Origin of the sequence: Reyranella sp. (genome assembly GCF_052439685.1) — a bacterium.
Lineage (GTDB): Bacteria > Pseudomonadota > Alphaproteobacteria > Reyranellales > Reyranellaceae > Reyranella.
This window is the reverse complement of the sequence record NZ_JBQVQG010000021.1, coordinates 59,997-75,328: the sequence shown is the minus strand read 5'-3', so window position 1 is coordinate 75,328 and position 15,332 is coordinate 59,997. Positions and strand designations below refer to the sequence as shown.

Sequence of the window (15,332 nt, the reverse complement as noted above, 5' to 3'; positions counted from 1 at the left end):
AGCTCACTCAGACGCAACACGACGCACCGCCGGACCCGGGGCCGCCGCCGTCTGACCGGGAACCACCGCTGTCTGCCCGGGCGCCGGGCGGACCGGCAGGGCGCGACGATGATCGCCCGGCGAACGCCGCACGCTGGCCGGCACGAGCTGCGGCGGCGCGACGGGAGGCGGCACGGGCGTCGAAGCGATCTCGATCGGGGGCAGGCCGTCCTTCAGGTCGCCCGGAAGGATGCCGTAGAGCGACACCATCTGCTCGATGATGAGCTTGACCGATGGGGCCGCCACCCAGCCCGCCGTCGCGTAGCCGCCGGTCTCCGGCAGGCCCTTCGGCTCGTCGAGCGAGACGATGACGACGAACTTCGGATCGTTCATCGGGAAGGCGCCGACGAAGGAGCTGATCAGGGCCTTCTGACGATAGCCGCCGCGGCCCGGTTTCTCGGCCGTGCCGGTCTTGCCACCGACCTCGTAGCCCGGAACATTGGCATTCTTGCCCGTGCCCTCGACAGCGTTGAGGCGCAGGAGCTGGCGCATGCTGACCGAGGTCTTCTGCTGGATGACGCGACGTCCCTTGTCGCTGGCGGCGGTGCGCTTCACCAGCGAGGGCTGATAGAGGATGCCGCCATTGATCATCGCAGACGAGCCCATCGCCAGATGCAGGGGCGTCACCGAGATGCCGTGACCGAAGGCGATGGTCATGGTGTTGATCTTCATCCAGTGGCGCGGCCACAGCGGCCCCGCCACTTCCGGCAACTGCGTCGAAACCGGCTTCAGGAATCCGATCTTGTCGAAGAAGGCGCGCTGGCCTTCCGGCCCCATGACCTCGACCGCCATCTTGGCCGAGCCGATGTTGGACGAATATTTGAAGATCTCCGGCACCGAGAGCGGGCGCCGCTGGGCATGGTCGTCGTTGATCGTGAAGCGGTCGATCCTGATCGGCGAGGTCGCGTCGAAGACGCTGGTCATCGAGGCCTTGCCCGAGTCGAGCGCCATCGCGGTGTTGAAGATCTTGAAGGTCGAGCCCTGTTCGTAGACGCCGAGCGTGGCGCGGTTGAACAACGCCTCGTTGGTCAGGGTGCGGGTGCTGTTGGGATTGTAGGTCGGCAGCGACGCCATCGCGAGGACTTCGCCGTTGGTCGCGTCCATGACGATGCCGGTCGCGCCGATCGCGGAGAATTTCTGGACCACGCGCAAGATCTCGCGCTCGACGATGCGCTGCAGGCGAAGGTCGATGGAGAGCTGCAGCGTTTCGCCGCTCTGCAGCTGCTGGTCGAAGTAGCGCTCCACGCCGGCCAGGCCGGTATTGTCGACGCTGGCATAGCCGAGGATGTGCGCGGCGGCCGTCCCCTGCGGGTAGATCCGCCGTTCCTCGGCCTGGAAGTCGAGGCCGGGAATGCCGAGGCGGTTGACGCGGTCATGCTCGCGCGGGCTGAGGCCGCGCTTGATCCACACGAAGGTCCTGTCGCCTTCCAGTTTCTCGCGGACGTCGTCGTACTTGAGGTCGGGCAGTGCCGTGACGATCTTGCGCGCGGCCTCCTGCGGGTCGAGCAGCAGGTGCGGATTGACGAACGCCGACATGACGGGGACCGATGTCGCCAGCACGGCGCCGTTGCGGTCCACGATGTCGGCGCGCTCGGACTGGATCGAGCCGCCGCGGGCGGCGACGCGCTGCGTCGGCTCGGCGCCGTCGCGCAGCAGCGAGACATAGCCCATGCGCAGGCCGACCGCGGTAAAGGCCAGTCCGAAAATCACCGAAGCGATCACCAGACGCTGGCGTGCGGTCTCCTGGACGTCGCCTTTCAGGCGCTCCTTGGGCGAGGTGTAACGCGCGCCGGCCGCCGCGTTTACCGCGGCGGCCGGTTCGGGCGAGGCAGACTTTCGCCACAGCTTCACCGGGAACCCCCTTCATTTCTCGAGAGGATATCATCGATGGAGGTTGCGACGCTCTTGCCGTCGCCAACCGGACCCGATGTTGCCGGCTCTTGGATTTGAGCCGGTCGAGGGGGCGTCGTGGGTCCGGAGGAACGCTGGGAATGGGGTGCGGAGGCCGGCGAGGGGCTGCCGGCCTCCGCTGCGACGCGGCCACCACCACCGGGCAAGTTCGACGAGGGGACGTCGTTGCCCGTTCGTGGGGGGGAAGGAGGCGGTGGATCGCGCCGCGGGGGGACAGATTCGGGTTTGAGCTGATCGAGTCGGACGACCTGCTTGATCGAGGCCGACTCGAGCTTGAGATGCTTCTGCGCGAGCGCCTCGATGCGCTCGGATTCGTTCAGGTGAGCCCATTCGACCCGCAGGATGTGCGTGGCCTGCTGACTCTCGATGATCCTCTGGTTGGTGCGGTCGATGCGCTCCTCGAGGTCCTGCACCTTGTACTTCACGGTGAACAGGCCCACGGCCGTGGCGACGGCGACGACCGACCAGAACAGGAGTCCGCGATGGATCATGCGCGCCCCCCGGCGCCGAGCTTCTCAGCGACGCGCAGCCGCGCCGAACGCGCACGGGGATTGCCGGCGACCTCTTCGGGCGACGGCAGCGTGGGCTTGCGCGTCAGGTCGCGCAGGGTCGCAGCACGCTCGCCCCCGACGGGCGGCGCATGACGCGAGGGTCCGGGCGTGCGGCCAGCCCGGGCCCGCACGAATTCCTTTACGGCCCGGTCTTCCAACGAATGGAATGACACGACCGCGAAACGGCCGCCCGGCGCCAGGACCTGTTCGGCAGCCGCGAGGCCGCGCTCAAGTTCGCCCAGCTCGTCGTTCACTGCGATGCGCAGGGCCTGGAAGGTCCGCGTCGCCGGATCGCTCTCGTCCCGGCCCTGTGGACCGACCGCGCGGCGCACGATCTCGGCCAGTTCGCCCGTGGTCTCGATCCGCTTGGCGCGGCGCGCCTCGACGATGCTGCGCGCGACACGGCGGCTGCGGCGCTCCTCGCCGTAACGCCAGATGATGTCGGCAAGGTCCGTTTCGTTCGTTTCGTTTACGAGATCCGCCGCCGACAGACCGTTCTTCTCCATGCGCATGTCGAGCGGGCCGGAGGCGCGGAACGAGAAGCCGCGATCGGCCTGGTCGAACTGCATCGACGAAACACCGAGATCGAGCGCCACGCCATCGACATCCTCGACACCCTCGGCCGACAGGAGCTCGGCCATATCGCCGAAGCGGCCTTCGATCAGACGCAGCCGCGGCGCGTAACGCTCGGCAAGCACCCGACCCGCAGCAATGGCGTCGGGATCGCGATCGATGGCGATGACCTCGCAATCGGCGCGATCGAGCATCGCCGTGGTATAGCCACCGGCACCGAACGTACCGTCGAGGTAGCGGCCACCGTCGCGCGGCCGCAGCGCATCGACGACTTCGCGCGCCATCACGGGAATGTGGCGGACGCCGCTCATGCGTCGCCTCCGCCGAGATTGCGCACGAACGCCGCCATCTTCTCTCGCTCGGCCTCGCGGCGCGCCTGCCAGCGCGCGGGATTCCAGAGCTGGAACTTGTCGACCTTGCCGACCAGCATCACGCCATCGGCGGCGTCGAGGGCATTGGCAAACTCGGACGGCATCGAGAAACGGCCATCGGGCTCCATGGCCACGGTGCGGGCGCCCGCCGACAGATAACCCGCCGGATCGAAGGCCTCGTCATCGAGCGCGACCTTCAGCGAACCCTTCGGCCCGAGCGCCTCAGCGCGCAGCCGCTCGAGCATGGCATCGAAGCCCGTACGGGAGTTGCCGTTCACGACACCAGGAATGTTGGGCGAATGATAGAGCACGAAGGCGCTGCGATCGTCCACAGGCAGCTCGTCGCGAAAAGCCGCGGGCAACAGGACCCGGCCCTTCTTGTCCAGCTTGATCAGGATTTCGGACCGAAAGGCCACCGGCCCCTCTCCCCCTAGACCCGTTGCAGGTGCCCCACGCCCCTGCGCCGCCTGTTACACGGGATACATTGGGATATCATGGGAAAGAGCGGGATGCAATTATCTACGGGAAGAATCCCCAAGGAATCTGAAAGACTTAGACACAATATCTATCGCCTGTTAACCATCAACAAGCACAATAGGTTGTGGGTTTACTTGCTCGTGCGGGAATGAAATGGGTCAGACGGCCTGTAAGCCGGGTTCTGTCCTCGCCCGAAAGCGATGGATGGCCATTCCTCTGGGACGTCCGTTACCGAACGCCTCGCGCGACCGACCCGGGCGACGACGCGGAAACACCGCTGCCGGTTGCCCGGCGTGTCGCCCCTATTTGGTCTTGCTCCCGGTGGGGTTTGCCGTGCCGCTTCCGTTGCCGGTCGCGCGGTGGGCTCTTACCCCACCGTTTCACCCTTGCCGTCCTGGCGAGCCAGGCAGGCGGTCTGTTTTCTGTGGCACTTTCCCTGGGGTCGCCCCCGCCGGACGTTATCCGGCACCGTGTCTCCGTGGAGCCCGGACTTTCCTCACCCGTTCGGTTGCCCGTCCGAGTGCAGCCATCCAGCCGTCTGATCCGGCGCCTGACTAGGCTGCCCGTCCCAGCGGGTCAAGCAGGCCCGCCAACTGCGAGCGTGTTTCGGGATCGATCATGCCGTCGACCTGGGCCGGCCGGTAGTGGCGCTGGAAGGCCTTCACGATCTCCTTCGGCGGCACGGCGAGCGGCGGCGCATAGCCGAAACGCTGGAGCGCCTTGTGGAAGTCGCCGTCCAACGGCCGGGTCCCGGCCTTCGGCCACAGGCCGATCCCCTGCTCCGCCAATCGCTTCCACGGAAAGCGCCGCCCCGGATCGATCTTGCGTTGGGGCGCGATGTCGGAATGGCCGACCACGTTGCGCGGCTCGATGGCGGGATGGCGTGCCAGGATCCCTCTGCACAGTTCGACCAGCGCATCGATCTGTTCGCCCGGATAGTCGTAGCGATCACCGTGCAGATTCACGATCTCGATGCCGATCGAGGTGGCATTCAGCGCTTCGCGGCCGCGCCACCACGATTTGCCAGCATGCCACGCGGTGCGATCCTCGGACACGAGGCGGTAAGCGGTACCGTCGAGATCGAGCACATAGTGGGAGCTGACGCGCAGCTCACGCGTGCCGTCGCGCAGGATGTCGAGCGACTCCTGCAGCGGTAGCTCCGTGTAATGCAGCACGAGGATATCGACGACCGTGCCGTCCGGCCTGGGCGCGTGGTTGGGCGACGGAAGGTCGATGAAATTCACGCTCAGGCCGGCACGAGGCCACGCTGCCTGCGCAGCCGGTCATAGGCGTCGTTGATCAGGGCGAGCTTGCGGTTGGCGACCGCGATCGCCTCTTCCGGCAGCCCCTGCGCCATCAGCCGGTCGGGATGGTTGGCGCGGACCTGCCGCAACCAGGCTTCGCGGATCTGCTCGTCGGTCGCCAGCGGATCGATGCCGAGCACGACGCAGGGCTCGCACTCCACCGCACCCAGCGCCGCCGCCTTTGCCCGTTCGAAACGCGAACTCGGAAGGCCAAAGATGTTCGAGACCTTCGCGAGATAGTCGGCTTCCGCGACATCGACCTTGCCGTCGGCCTGCGCGATGCTGAACAGGCCCTCGATCACGTTCTCGAGGATCTCGGGCGCATCGGGAAACAGCGCGGCGACCTGGCGGGCATAGGTCTCGAAGCCGCCGGCATCGCGCTTGGCAAGATCGAAGAAGCGCTCGACATTCGCCTCCTCGCCCGGCGGCACCTGGAAAAAGTCGCGGAACGCGGCCCTCTCGATCTCCGAGACCTGGCCATCGACACGCGCCATCTTGGCACCTAGGGCGATGACGCCGATGGTGAAGCCGATCTGCCGCAGACCGGGATGGCCGCCATCGTCGGCCGGCGGGGAGGACAGGCCCAACAGCTCGGCGATGCCGAGACCGTTCATGCCTTCCACGATTTTGTCCCAGATCCTCATGCCTTGCCTTTATACCAGCAGGGAGCCGATTGCGACGCAGACCAGGAGGCCGAGCGCGAGGCGGCGATAGAACTTCTCGCTAGCCAGCGGGAACAGTCGCTCGCCCACAACGCCGCCCAGCATCACCGCCGGGGCGAGAAACAGGCCCTGCACGCCGGTGTTCCAGCCGATCAGGTCGCGCGACGCGAACGATGCCAGGGCGATCAGATCGACGAAGACGAAATAGGTCGTGAGATTTGCCCGCACGCGCGCCGCTGGTTCGCTGCCCGCCAGATAGTAGAAGGCGATCGGCGGGCCGGCCATGCCCGAGAGCCCGTTCAGGAAGCCGCTGGTCGCCCCGACCACGACTGTGGCGGCAGCGTTCGGGCGCCCGGAGTAGCGCCAGCCGCAGGCCAGCAGCGTCACCGCGCCGAGGATGATGGCCGAGATCGCCCACCGCATCGGCTCCGGCTCGACCCCGGTCAGCGTGTGGGTGCCGATCGGTACCGCGAGGGCTGCCGCCACCAGCAGCAGGCCGATTCGCCGCCAGTCGACCAGACGCACCACGGCCGGGATGAGCGGCAGGGCGACCGCGATTTCGAGAAGCAGGCAGAGTGCAATCCCGACCGCTGGCCCGTAAAGGGCCGAAAAGATCGGCGTCATCACCATCGCGGCACCGAAACCGGCGAAGCCGCGCACCATGCCTGCAATGCAGGCAACCACGGCAGAAACGAGAAAAGGAAAACTCAACAGATCCGGCATTGCGGGCGGGACGCTAGCATTGCCGGACCGCCGGGCGCGCATCATATAATGCAGGTCATGGCCTCAAAGAATCTCGCGGTTCCGGCTGCCCCCCTCCTGATGCCGTACATCCAGCGGCGACCGGAGCTCGAAGGCATAACGCCCAAGCCCTTCAAGCTCGTGTCCGACTATACGCCGGCCGGCGATCAGCCCGAGGCGATCAAGCAGCTCATCGCCGGCGTCGAAGGCGGCGAGCGCGACCAGGTCCTGCTGGGCGTCACCGGCTCGGGCAAGACCTTCACCATGGCCAACGTGATCGCGAGCCAGGGACGGCCGGCGCTGGTGATGGCGCCCAACAAGACGCTGGCGGCGCAGCTTTATGCCGAGATGAAGGGTTTCTTCCCCGAGAACGCCGTCGAGTACTTCGTCTCGTACTACGACTACTATCAACCCGAAGCCTACGTCCCCCGCACCGACACCTTCATCGAGAAGGATTCGTCGATCAACGAACAGATCGACCGGATGCGCCACTCCGCGACGCGCGCGCTGATGGAGCGTGACGACGTCATCATCGTGGCCTCGGTCTCCTGCATCTACGGCATCGGTCCGCTGGAGAACTATCAGGCGATGACCTTCCGCCTGCACAAGGGCCAGAAGATCGACCGCTCCACCCTGCTCCGCCGCTTCGTCGAACAGCAGTACAAGCGCAACGACAACGCCTTCCAGCGTGGCGCCTTTCGCGTGCGCGGCGACACGGTCGACCTCTTCCCGGCCCACTATGAGGACAAGGCCTGGCGGTTCGAAATGTTCGGCGACGAAATCGATTCGATTACCGAGTTCGACCCGCTGACCGGCGACAAGACGATCTCGCTGAACGACATCATCGTCTATGCCAACAGCCATTACGTGACCCCGAAGCCGACGATGCAGAAGGCAATCGACCAGATAAAGGCCGATCTCAAGCAGCGGCTGGAGGAGTTCAACCGCGCCGGCCGACTGCTCGAGGCGCAGCGGCTGGAGCAGCGCACGCTGTTCGACATCGAGATGATGGAAACGACCGGCGCCTGTGCCGGCATCGAAAACTATTCGCGCTATCTCACCGGCCGCAAGGCGGGCGAGCCGCCGCCCACCCTGTTCGAGTACTTCCCGGAGAATTCCCTGCTGATCTGCGACGAGAGCCACGTCACGGTGCCGCAGATCGGCGGCATGTTCCGCGGCGACTTCAACCGCAAGAGCGTGCTGGCCGAATTCGGCTTCCGCCTGCCCTCGGCGATCGACAACCGGCCGCTCAAGTTCGAGGAATGGGACGCGCTCCGGCCGCAGACGACCTATGTCAGCGCGACGCCCGGCGATTGGGAGATGGAGCGTACGCAAGGCACCTTCATCGAACAGGTGATCCGGCCGACCGGGCTGATCGATCCGACGGTCCTGATCCGGCCGGTCGAGAAGCAGGTCGACGACCTGATCGCCGAGTGCAAGGACTGCGCGAAGAAGGGCCAGCGCGTGCTGGTCACCGTGCTCACCAAGCGCATGGCCGAGGACCTCGTCGAATATATGCACGAAGCCGGCATCCGCTGCCGCTATCTGCATTCCGACATCGACACGCTGGAGCGCATCGAGATCATCCGCGACCTGCGGCTCGGCGCCTTCGACGTCCTGGTCGGCATCAACCTGCTGCGCGAGGGCCTCGACATTCCCGAATGCGCGCTGGTCGCCATCCTCGACGCCGACAAGGAGGGGTTCCTGCGTTCGCCCACGTCCCTCGTCCAGACGATCGGCCGCGCCGCCCGCAACGTCGAGGGCCGCGTCATCCTCTACGCCGACAAGATGACGGACTCGATCAAGTACGCCATCTCGGAGACCGACCGTCGTCGCGCCAAGCAGACCGCCTACAACGAGAAGCACGGCATCACGCCGGCCTCGGTGAAGCGCAACATCGCCGAGATCCTGCAATCGACCGCCGAGCGCGACCATTACACGGTCGACACCGGCGTCTCCGGCGACGTGCATCTGGTCGGGCACAATCTGCGCACCCACATCGCCGAGCTCGAGAAGCGCATGCGCGCCGCCGCCGCCGACCTCGAATTCGAGGAGGCCGGCCGCCTGCGCGACGAGATCCGCCGCCTTGAGGCTCACGAACTCGAGCTGCCGGGCCAGGCCGCCAGCGCCAATGTCGGCGTCCATCTCGGCAAGATGCAGCATTCCCGGGTCTTCCGCGGCGTGCGCACGGGTTCCGGCGGTCGCGGCAAGCCGGCACGACGCAGCGGCCGCTAGGAGAGATCACGATGCGCTTCGGTTCGATCGCAGTTCTTCTCTTCTTTATCTGCATCGGGCCACTGGCCGCCCAGAACCGGGAGCAGGTCGTCCGCCTGCCCGGTCCCGACGGATCGACCCTTGTCGCCACGGTGATGCGCCCGCCGGGCGAGGCGAGAAGCCCGCTGGTCGTCATCAATCACGGCTCGCCCGCGGACGGCTCGCGGCGCACCAAGATGGAGCGCCCGCGATACACGGCCCTATCGTCGTTTTTCGTGTCGCGCGGCTACGTCGTGGCTCTGCCGCTACGCCGCGGCTATGGCGAGAGCGCTGGCAGCTGGGCCGAAGGCTACGGTTCGTGCGACCTACCCGACTATTTCAACGCCGGGTTCCAGGGCGCCGCCGACATTCAGGCCACCATCGACTTTATGCGCACGCAGCCCTACGTCGCGCCCGACCGGACGATCGTGGTCGGCCAGTCGGCTGGCGGTTGGGCGACGGTCGCCTTGTCGAGCCGCAATCCCCCCGGCGTCTCGGGCATGATCAGCTTCGCGGGCGGCCGTGGAGGACATCAACAATTGAAGGGCGGCGGCACGGGCAACTGTGCGCCGAGATCGCTCGTCGAGGCTGCCGCGAAATACGGTGCGACCGCCCGTGTGCCGATGCTCTGGATCTATGCCGAGAACGACAGCTTCTTCGAACCCTCGCTCGCCAAGCGGATGGCCGAGGCCTACGACTCGGCAGGCGGCAAGGCGACGTACCGTCCGGTTGGCGCCTTCGGTCGCGATGGCCACGGTCTAGCCGGATCGGGCAACGGCAGTTCCGTCTGGTCACCTCTCGTCGAAAGTTTCCTCGCCAGCCTCCGGTAGGTCGCTGAGGCTGCATCGATGCGCGGGCAGACCATGAACGGCAACAAAGGGCGGTCCATGTTGTCCGCAACCGCCATGATCCTGTCCCTGTCCTTCGCGGCCCCTGCGAGCGCCGGCATCGACTGGGTGGGACCCGAGGTGCCAGCCGAAGGTCTTCGCGTCGGCTCCGAACTACTCGAATGGAGCAGCAACGACGGCATTCCAACACTGACGCACAAAGGCCAACCCGTCGTGCACTCGACCAACAGCTATGCGAAACCGACGTTTACCGTTCTCGATACTTTGATCAGCCCTGAGACGAGCGCCGTCCTACTCCAGGCAGGCGCGGCGGCGACCAGAGATTGTTCGGTCATCCATGTCGTGGAAAGCCGGCAGCCAGCTACTATGGTCGCACACAAACTTGGATCGGTTTGCATCGCCTTCGACATGCCCAAGGTCGAGCGGAATTCTGAAGGCTTTCTCTTTTCCTATCCTCCGAATCCGATGGAGGAGAGTTCAACCAGACAATGGCACGCCCGGACCGGCGAAGTGACGACAAGCAAGGTGAAGTTTCGTCCTGAACCTCACTCGACGATGGCGAAGCTCACGGGCGTGGATCACCCCGAACGTGCAGAACCACTTGAGAACGAGGAGTTCTTCTCGGCGGTAACGCGCTTGCCCGCACTTCAGCGCGATCGGATTCTAAGTGCTTTGTGGATGGTCACCAAGGATTGCTGTGGCTGGGCTATCCAGAATCCCTATGGCGTTGCAATAGACGATAGAACGGTCGCCTATGCGGGTTGCGGCCAGTACATGGTGGGCGCCAGGGTCGATTGCAAAGACAGCGACGCGCTTGCCGTCTGGGATCGCCAGCGGGGCGCCTTCTATTTTGCGACCGACGGGCATCGAACAGACCACAGGCATGACGATCCTGCGCCAACGATCTCGCCACCCCTGCAGGACTGGTCGTCCGCCGCACGTGAAAGGTTCGAAGCCTGGGCAGACGGGCGAGCCTTGCTGACAACAAACCGATAATGAACACGCGACGTTTCGCTATTAATATCGCCGGGCGAGAGTTTTCTCGCCGACCTCAGGCAGGTCGCTATAGTCCCGGCGCATGCCCGCCGCGCCGACCGACCTTCGCCGCTATCTCGCCGCCCTCGCCTCGCTGACCCTGATCCAGGTCATCTCGACGATGGTCTTCAACCAGGCCTCGGTGCTGGCGCCAGCGGCGGCCGCCGAGTTCGGCGTCGCGGCCGCGGACGTCGCCTACTACGTGTCGATCGTCTATCTCGCGGCGATGATCTCGACCGTGGGCGGCGGCACGATCACCCGAAGGCTGGGACCGATCCGCTTCATCCAGACCGGACTCACGATTGCGGCGCTGGGCTCCTTCGTCTTCGCCACGGGCGGCGTGGCGATGGCCGCGATTTCGGCCTTCATCGTCGGCCTGGGCTCGGGCCCGCTCACCATCGCCAGCTCGCACATCCTGGCGCGCGTGTCGCCGCCGAGGCTGGCCAACGTCACCTTCTCCTTGAAGCAGAGCGGCGTGCCGGTCGGCTTCGCGATCTGCGGCGCCGTGCTGCCGACGCTGGCGCTGGATTTCGGCTGGCGCTGGGCCGCTGCCTCCGTGGGTGTCCTCTCGATCGCCGCGGCGATTGCCATGCACCCGCTGCGCGCCCTGTACGACGACGAGCGCACGAGCGGTGCGGCGCGCCTGCCGACGCTGGAGGAGATATTCGAACCGTTGCGCCTCGCCTGGCGCGACCCGATCCTGCGGCCGATGTGCTTCATCGGCATGCTGTTCTCGGCCACGCAGGCGATCGTCGTGAACTTCACCGTCGTCTACGCCGTCGACGGCCTGCAGATGTCCTACGTGCTGGCCGGCGCGCTCCTGTCGGCGGCAACGCTCGCCGGCGCCTTTGGCCGCGTCTTCTGGGGCGCCCTCGCCGACCTGCTGCGGAGGCCCTCGGCGGTGCTGGCGGGTATCGGCGCCATCATCGCAATGGCCGCGACCGTGATGGCCTTCTCGACGCCCGCCTGGCCGACCACCGCAGTCTACATCGTCTGCACGATCCTGGGCGGAACCGCCGTCGGCTGGAACGGCGTCTTCATCGCCGAGAGCGCGTCGCGGGCGCCGCCCGGACGCGCGGCGGAATTCACCGGCGCGACCCAGCTCTTCGTCTTCTGCGGCGCCCTGCTCTCGCCACTCCTCTTCCGCACCGTGCTGGCGATCACTGGCGTCTACGAGGCGGGCTATCTGCTGCTGGCCGCCGGCGTGGCGACCGCGTCGTTCTTCCTCGGCAGGGCAGCGTTACGCCGATCCTGACTTACGCTTCGTTGAGCGCGCTTTCGTGCCAGCGGCGCAGCAGCAGGTGCGAGACCAGCGACAGCAGCAGGTAGATCGCGATTCCCGCTGCGGAGATCAGCACCAGCGCGGCGAACATGCGCGGGATCTTGAGCTGATAACCTGACTCGAGGATTCGATAGGCGAGCCCGGACTCCCGCCCGCCCGAACCCGCCACGAACTCGGCCACCACGGCGCCGATCAGCGCCAGCCCGCCCGAGATGCGCAGGCCCCCCAGGAAGTACGGCAGCGCCGCCGGCAGGCGCAGATCGATCAGCGTGCGCCAGCGGCTCGAGCCGTAGAGCTCGAACAGGTCGAGCAGGTTGCGGTCGACCGAGCGCAGGCCCAGCACGGTGTTGGACAGGATCGGGAAGAAGGCCACCAGCCAGGCGCAGATCAGCAGTGAGACGTTGACGTCGTCGACCCAGGCGATGATCAGCGGCGCGATGGCCACGATCGGCGTCACCTGCAGGATGATCGCGTAGGGAAAGAGCGACAGTTCGATCCAGCGCGACAGCGAGAACAGCAGTGCCAGCAGGACGCCGACCACCACCGCGGCCAGCAACGCCTGCAGGGTGATGCTGAGCGTGACGACGAGCGCCGGCCACAACGTGCCCCACTCCGAGACCAGCGTCTTCGCCACCAGGATCGGCCCCGGCAGGATGTAGGGCGGGATTGCCATCGCGCGGACGAGGCCTTCCCACAGGGCCAGCATGAACAGCCCCATCAGGAGCGGCGCGACGATACGGGCGGTCACCGGCAAGCCCCCTCACCCAACCTCTCCCCCAAGGGGGAGAGGGACATGAAGGGCACCCCTTTCTTCCTCCTCTCCCCCGCTAGGGGGAGAGGCTGGGTCAGGGGGTGGCGCGCGCCCGAAGCGATCGACGCTGTCATGCCGCCATCGCCTCGGAGAGCTGCGCCGAGGTGAGGCGGCAGAGCGCGGCGTAGTCGGCGGAGGTGCCGAAGGCCTCGCTGCGTGGATAGGGCGCCGGGATCGCGAGTTCGGAACGCACGCGGCCGGGGCGCGCGCTCATCACCACGATGCGCTGCGACAGGAAGACCGATTCGAACACCGAATGGGTCACGAACACGGCGGTGAAGCGCGTGCGCTGCCAGAGTTCCAGGAGATCGGTGTTGAGCCTGCGCCGGGTGATCTCGTCGAGCGCGGCGAAGGGCTCGTCCATCAGGAGCAGCTTGGGCGCCGTGACCAGCGCGCGCGCGATCGACACGCGCATCTTCATGCCGCCCGACAGTTCGCGCGGATAGCTCTTCTCGAAACCCTGCAATCCCACGCCGGCGAGCGCTTCGGCCGCGCGCGCCTCGCGCTCGGAACGCGCCACCCCGCGCAGCTTGAGCGGCAAGGCCACGTTCGCCAGCGCCGTGGTCCACGGCATCAGCGTCGGTTCCTGGAAGACGAACCCCAGGTCGGGCCTACCCTGCGGCCAGTCGATCGTGCCGGCAGTCGGCTCGGCGAGCCCGGCGATCAGGCGCAACAGGGTCGATTTTCCGCAGCCCGAGGGGCCGAGCACGCTCAGGAATTCGCCAGCTTCGACGTCGAGCGAAGCGCCGCCCAGCGCCTGGACGCCGTTTGCGAAAACCCTAGAGACGTCGCGGACGCGAACGAGCGGCATCAACCCGCGGGCAGCGTCAGGTCAAGGCGCGTGGCCCAGACCGGCAGGGGCAGCGAATCCCGGGCGGCGAGGTTGGCCGGCAGCGCGGCGCGGTCGGTCACCTTGCCGAACGGCAGGACGAGACCGGCGCGCACGCCGAACACGGCGTCGCCGTCGAGATACTCGTCGTCCTCGGGGAAGAACTCGGTGATGAGCGGCACACGGCCGGGCGCCTGGATGATCATGTGCAGATGCGCGGGTCGCCAGGCGTCGCGCCCCAGGATGCGGAGCATGTCGCCGGCCGGTCCGTCGTCCGGCACCTTGTAGGAGACCGGCCGCACGGTGGTGAAGGCGAAGCTGCCGTCTTCCGCCACGCCGAGGCGCGCGTGATAGTTGGTCGGAGATTGCGCGGCGTCCTGCTGGGCATAGAGACCATTGCCGGCATTCTGCCAGATCGCCAGCACGCTGCCCGCGGCCGGCGCGCCGTCCGTGTCGAGGACGCGGCCGCTCACGACCAGCGGCTCGCCCACCTGGCCGCGCCACAGATCGCCGCCATTGGGCAGCTCGGGCGCGCCCTCGATGTGGAACGGGCCCAGCACCGACGACGGCGTGCCGCTGCCGGCGGCGTTTACCATGTCCACGAGCGACGACACGCCGAGCAGGTCCGAGAACAGAATGTATTCGTTGCGCTTGTCGTCGGTGAACTGCGTCGCGCGTGTGAGCGCGTCGATGGCGGCGCCCCACTCCGCCTGCGTGACCTTGTTGTCGCGCACAAAGCTGTGCAGATGGCCGGCCAGCGAGACCAGCAAGGTGCGCGCGCGTTCGGATGGCGCGTTGCGCGCATAGTCGGCGAAAGCCTGGGTGATCGAGGTCGGGGTGAGATTGCGCATCAACGCTCCTGGGGTCGGGGCCGCAGCCCGCTACCGCGGTGCCCGCAGGAGCGCGTCGTAGTCCGCCCGCAGCAGCGCGAACAACAGATGGTCGGCCCACTGGCCGTTGATGCGCAGATACTGCCGGGCGAGCCCCTCCTCGTGAAAGCCGACCTTGGTCAACACGGCCTTGGAGGGCTCGTTATGCGGCAGGCAGGCAGCTTCCAGCCGGTGCAGCCGCAGGTCGTCGAACACGAACGGCAGGGTGGCACGCAGACCGTCGGTCATCAGCCCTTGGCCGGCATAAGGCTGGCCCATCCAGTAGCCGACGGACGCGGCCTGGGCGACGCCGCGGCGGACGTTGCTGAGGTTGATTCCACCGACCAGCCGGCGGCCTTCATTGGTGAAGACGAACAGGCCATAGGCCTCCCCCGCCCGCCATTCCTTGATCTGCTGCCGCAGCCGGCGCCGGAAATGGTCGCGGGCCAGAGAATCCTCCGGCCAGGTGGGCTCCCACGGGGTCAGGAAGGCCCGGCTGCGGGCCCGCAATTCGGCCCATTCCGGCCAGTCGTCCAAGCTCGGCGCACGCAGAAATACGCGTTTCCCGGTGATCCGGGTCATCCCTGACAGCGACAACGGGACGTCGGCAAAGCGGAACATATTGGGCTATACTCGTGGTTCTTCGGAATTCTTGCATGTTTTCCGGGGTTCGACGTAGGAAATTGAGACGGTCCGCCGCGCGCCGCATCGCCGGAAGAGCTGCCGCCCTTCGGCCAACGCGCGTATTACATTCATCCATCGTAAGTCCTCGAGGC

Annotated in this window: 14 protein-coding genes, 1 other RNA gene and 1 pseudogene; 4 read left to right on the top strand and 12 right to left on the bottom strand. The window is 66.7% G+C overall.

Features of this window, described 5'->3' with window-relative positions:
- Positions 1–3: 3 nt before the first annotated feature.
- From ACT6UX_RS22590 to ACT6UX_RS22555, 8 genes are all read right to left on the bottom strand, one after another.
- Positions 4–1,890: a peptidoglycan D,D-transpeptidase FtsI family protein gene (locus tag ACT6UX_RS22590; protein ID WP_444777401.1), complete on the bottom strand. Its 1,887-nt coding sequence runs from the start codon at positions 1,888–1,890 to the stop codon at positions 4–6.
- Positions 1,887–2,441: a cell division protein FtsL gene (ftsL, locus tag ACT6UX_RS22585; RefSeq protein ID WP_444777400.1), complete on the bottom strand. Its 555-nt coding sequence runs from the start codon at positions 2,439–2,441 to the stop codon at positions 1,887–1,889. The genes ACT6UX_RS22590 and ftsL overlap by 4 nt, the downstream gene beginning before the upstream one ends.
- A complete protein-coding gene (rsmH, locus tag ACT6UX_RS22580; protein ID WP_444777399.1) occupies positions 2,438–3,385 on the bottom strand; it encodes a 16S rRNA (cytosine(1402)-N(4))-methyltransferase RsmH in 948 nt (315 codons plus the stop codon). The genes ftsL and rsmH overlap by 4 nt, the downstream gene beginning before the upstream one ends.
- On the bottom strand, positions 3,382–3,861 hold the full coding sequence (locus ACT6UX_RS22575; protein WP_444777398.1) for a division/cell wall cluster transcriptional repressor MraZ: 480 nt from the start codon (positions 3,859–3,861) through the stop codon (positions 3,382–3,384). Before ACT6UX_RS22575 ends, rsmH begins: the two co-directional genes overlap by 4 nt.
- A 215-nt stretch (positions 3,862–4,076) precedes the next feature.
- An RNA gene (rnpB, locus tag ACT6UX_RS22570) (RNase P RNA component class A) lies at positions 4,077–4,464 on the bottom strand.
- Positions 4,465–4,476: 12 nt separating this feature from the next.
- Positions 4,477–5,166, bottom strand: coding sequence for an N-acetylmuramoyl-L-alanine amidase (locus ACT6UX_RS22565; protein ID WP_444777397.1), 690 nt, complete (start codon positions 5,164–5,166; stop codon positions 4,477–4,479).
- Positions 5,167–5,168: 2 nt separating this feature from the next.
- Complete coding sequence (locus ACT6UX_RS22560) at positions 5,169–5,870, bottom strand: TerB family tellurite resistance protein (protein ID WP_444777396.1); 702 nt, start codon at positions 5,868–5,870, stop codon at positions 5,169–5,171.
- A 9-nt stretch (positions 5,871–5,879) separates the two neighbouring features.
- Positions 5,880–6,599, bottom strand: coding sequence for a sulfite exporter TauE/SafE family protein (locus ACT6UX_RS22555; protein WP_444777395.1), 720 nt, complete (start codon positions 6,597–6,599; stop codon positions 5,880–5,882).
- Between the two features lie 21 nt (positions 6,600–6,620).
- Between ACT6UX_RS22555 and uvrB the strand changes: the two are divergent.
- From uvrB to ACT6UX_RS22535, 4 genes and pseudogenes are all read left to right on the top strand, one after another.
- Positions 6,621–8,864: pseudogene (gene uvrB, locus ACT6UX_RS22550) on the top strand (excinuclease ABC subunit UvrB); the annotation flags it as partial.
- An 11-nt stretch (positions 8,865–8,875) separates the two neighbouring features.
- Positions 8,876–9,712 carry an alpha/beta hydrolase family protein gene (locus ACT6UX_RS22545; RefSeq protein WP_444777394.1) on the top strand — a complete coding sequence of 279 codons (837 nt, stop codon included), beginning with the start codon at positions 8,876–8,878 and terminating at the stop codon, positions 9,710–9,712.
- A gap of 18 nt (positions 9,713–9,730) precedes the next feature.
- A complete protein-coding gene (locus ACT6UX_RS22540) occupies positions 9,731–10,726 on the top strand; it encodes a hypothetical protein (protein ID WP_444777393.1) in 996 nt (331 codons plus the stop codon).
- A gap of 82 nt (positions 10,727–10,808) precedes the next feature.
- Positions 10,809–12,020 carry an MFS transporter gene (locus ACT6UX_RS22535; RefSeq protein ID WP_444777392.1) on the top strand — a complete coding sequence of 404 codons (1,212 nt, stop codon included), beginning with the start codon at positions 10,809–10,811 and terminating at the stop codon, positions 12,018–12,020.
- Between the two features lies 1 nt (position 12,021).
- On the opposite strand, the gene ACT6UX_RS22530 is transcribed toward ACT6UX_RS22535, so the two are convergent.
- The 4 genes from ACT6UX_RS22530 to ACT6UX_RS22515 form a co-directional block, all read right to left on the bottom strand.
- Positions 12,022–12,765 carry an ABC transporter permease gene (locus tag ACT6UX_RS22530; protein ID WP_444777414.1) on the bottom strand — a complete coding sequence of 248 codons (744 nt, stop codon included), beginning with the start codon at positions 12,763–12,765 and terminating at the stop codon, positions 12,022–12,024.
- A gap of 163 nt (positions 12,766–12,928) precedes the next feature.
- Positions 12,929–13,669, bottom strand: coding sequence for an ABC transporter ATP-binding protein (locus tag ACT6UX_RS22525; protein ID WP_444777391.1), 741 nt, complete (start codon positions 13,667–13,669; stop codon positions 12,929–12,931).
- Complete coding sequence (locus ACT6UX_RS22520) at positions 13,669–14,538, bottom strand: dioxygenase family protein (RefSeq protein WP_444777390.1); 870 nt, start codon at positions 14,536–14,538, stop codon at positions 13,669–13,671. Before ACT6UX_RS22520 ends, ACT6UX_RS22525 begins: the two co-directional genes overlap by 1 nt.
- Positions 14,539–14,568: 30 nt before the next feature.
- Positions 14,569–15,177, bottom strand: coding sequence for a GNAT family N-acetyltransferase (locus ACT6UX_RS22515; protein WP_298306767.1), 609 nt, complete (start codon positions 15,175–15,177; stop codon positions 14,569–14,571).
- Positions 15,178–15,332 lie beyond the last annotated feature (155 nt).

What these genes read in the sequence shown, in the direction of transcription:
- ftsL (WP_444777400.1), bottom strand. Translation starts at nt 2,441, where the DNA reads ATGATCCATCGCGGACTCCTGTTCTGGTCGGTCGTCGCCGTCGCCACG.
- rsmH (WP_444777399.1), bottom strand. Translation starts at nt 3,385, where the DNA reads ATGAGCGGCGTCCGCCACATTCCCGTGATGGCGCGCGAAGTCGTCGAT.
- ACT6UX_RS22560 (WP_444777396.1), bottom strand. Translation starts at nt 5,870, where the DNA reads ATGAGGATCTGGGACAAAATCGTGGAAGGCATGAACGGTCTCGGCATC.
- ACT6UX_RS22545 (WP_444777394.1), top strand. Translation starts at nt 8,876, where the DNA reads ATGCGCTTCGGTTCGATCGCAGTTCTTCTCTTCTTTATCTGCATCGGG.
- ACT6UX_RS22540 (WP_444777393.1), top strand. Translation starts at nt 9,731, where the DNA reads ATGCGCGGGCAGACCATGAACGGCAACAAAGGGCGGTCCATGTTGTCC.
- ACT6UX_RS22535 (WP_444777392.1), top strand. Translation starts at nt 10,809, where the DNA reads ATGCCCGCCGCGCCGACCGACCTTCGCCGCTATCTCGCCGCCCTCGCC.
- ACT6UX_RS22530 (WP_444777414.1), bottom strand. Translation starts at nt 12,765, where the DNA reads ATGGGGCTGTTCATGCTGGCCCTGTGGGAAGGCCTCGTCCGCGCGATG.
- ACT6UX_RS22525 (WP_444777391.1), bottom strand. Translation starts at nt 13,669, where the DNA reads ATGCCGCTCGTTCGCGTCCGCGACGTCTCTAGGGTTTTCGCAAACGGC.
- ACT6UX_RS22520 (WP_444777390.1), bottom strand. Translation starts at nt 14,538, where the DNA reads ATGCGCAATCTCACCCCGACCTCGATCACCCAGGCTTTCGCCGACTAT.
- ACT6UX_RS22515 (WP_298306767.1), bottom strand. Translation starts at nt 15,177, where the DNA reads ATGTTCCGCTTTGCCGACGTCCCGTTGTCGCTGTCAGGGATGACCCGG.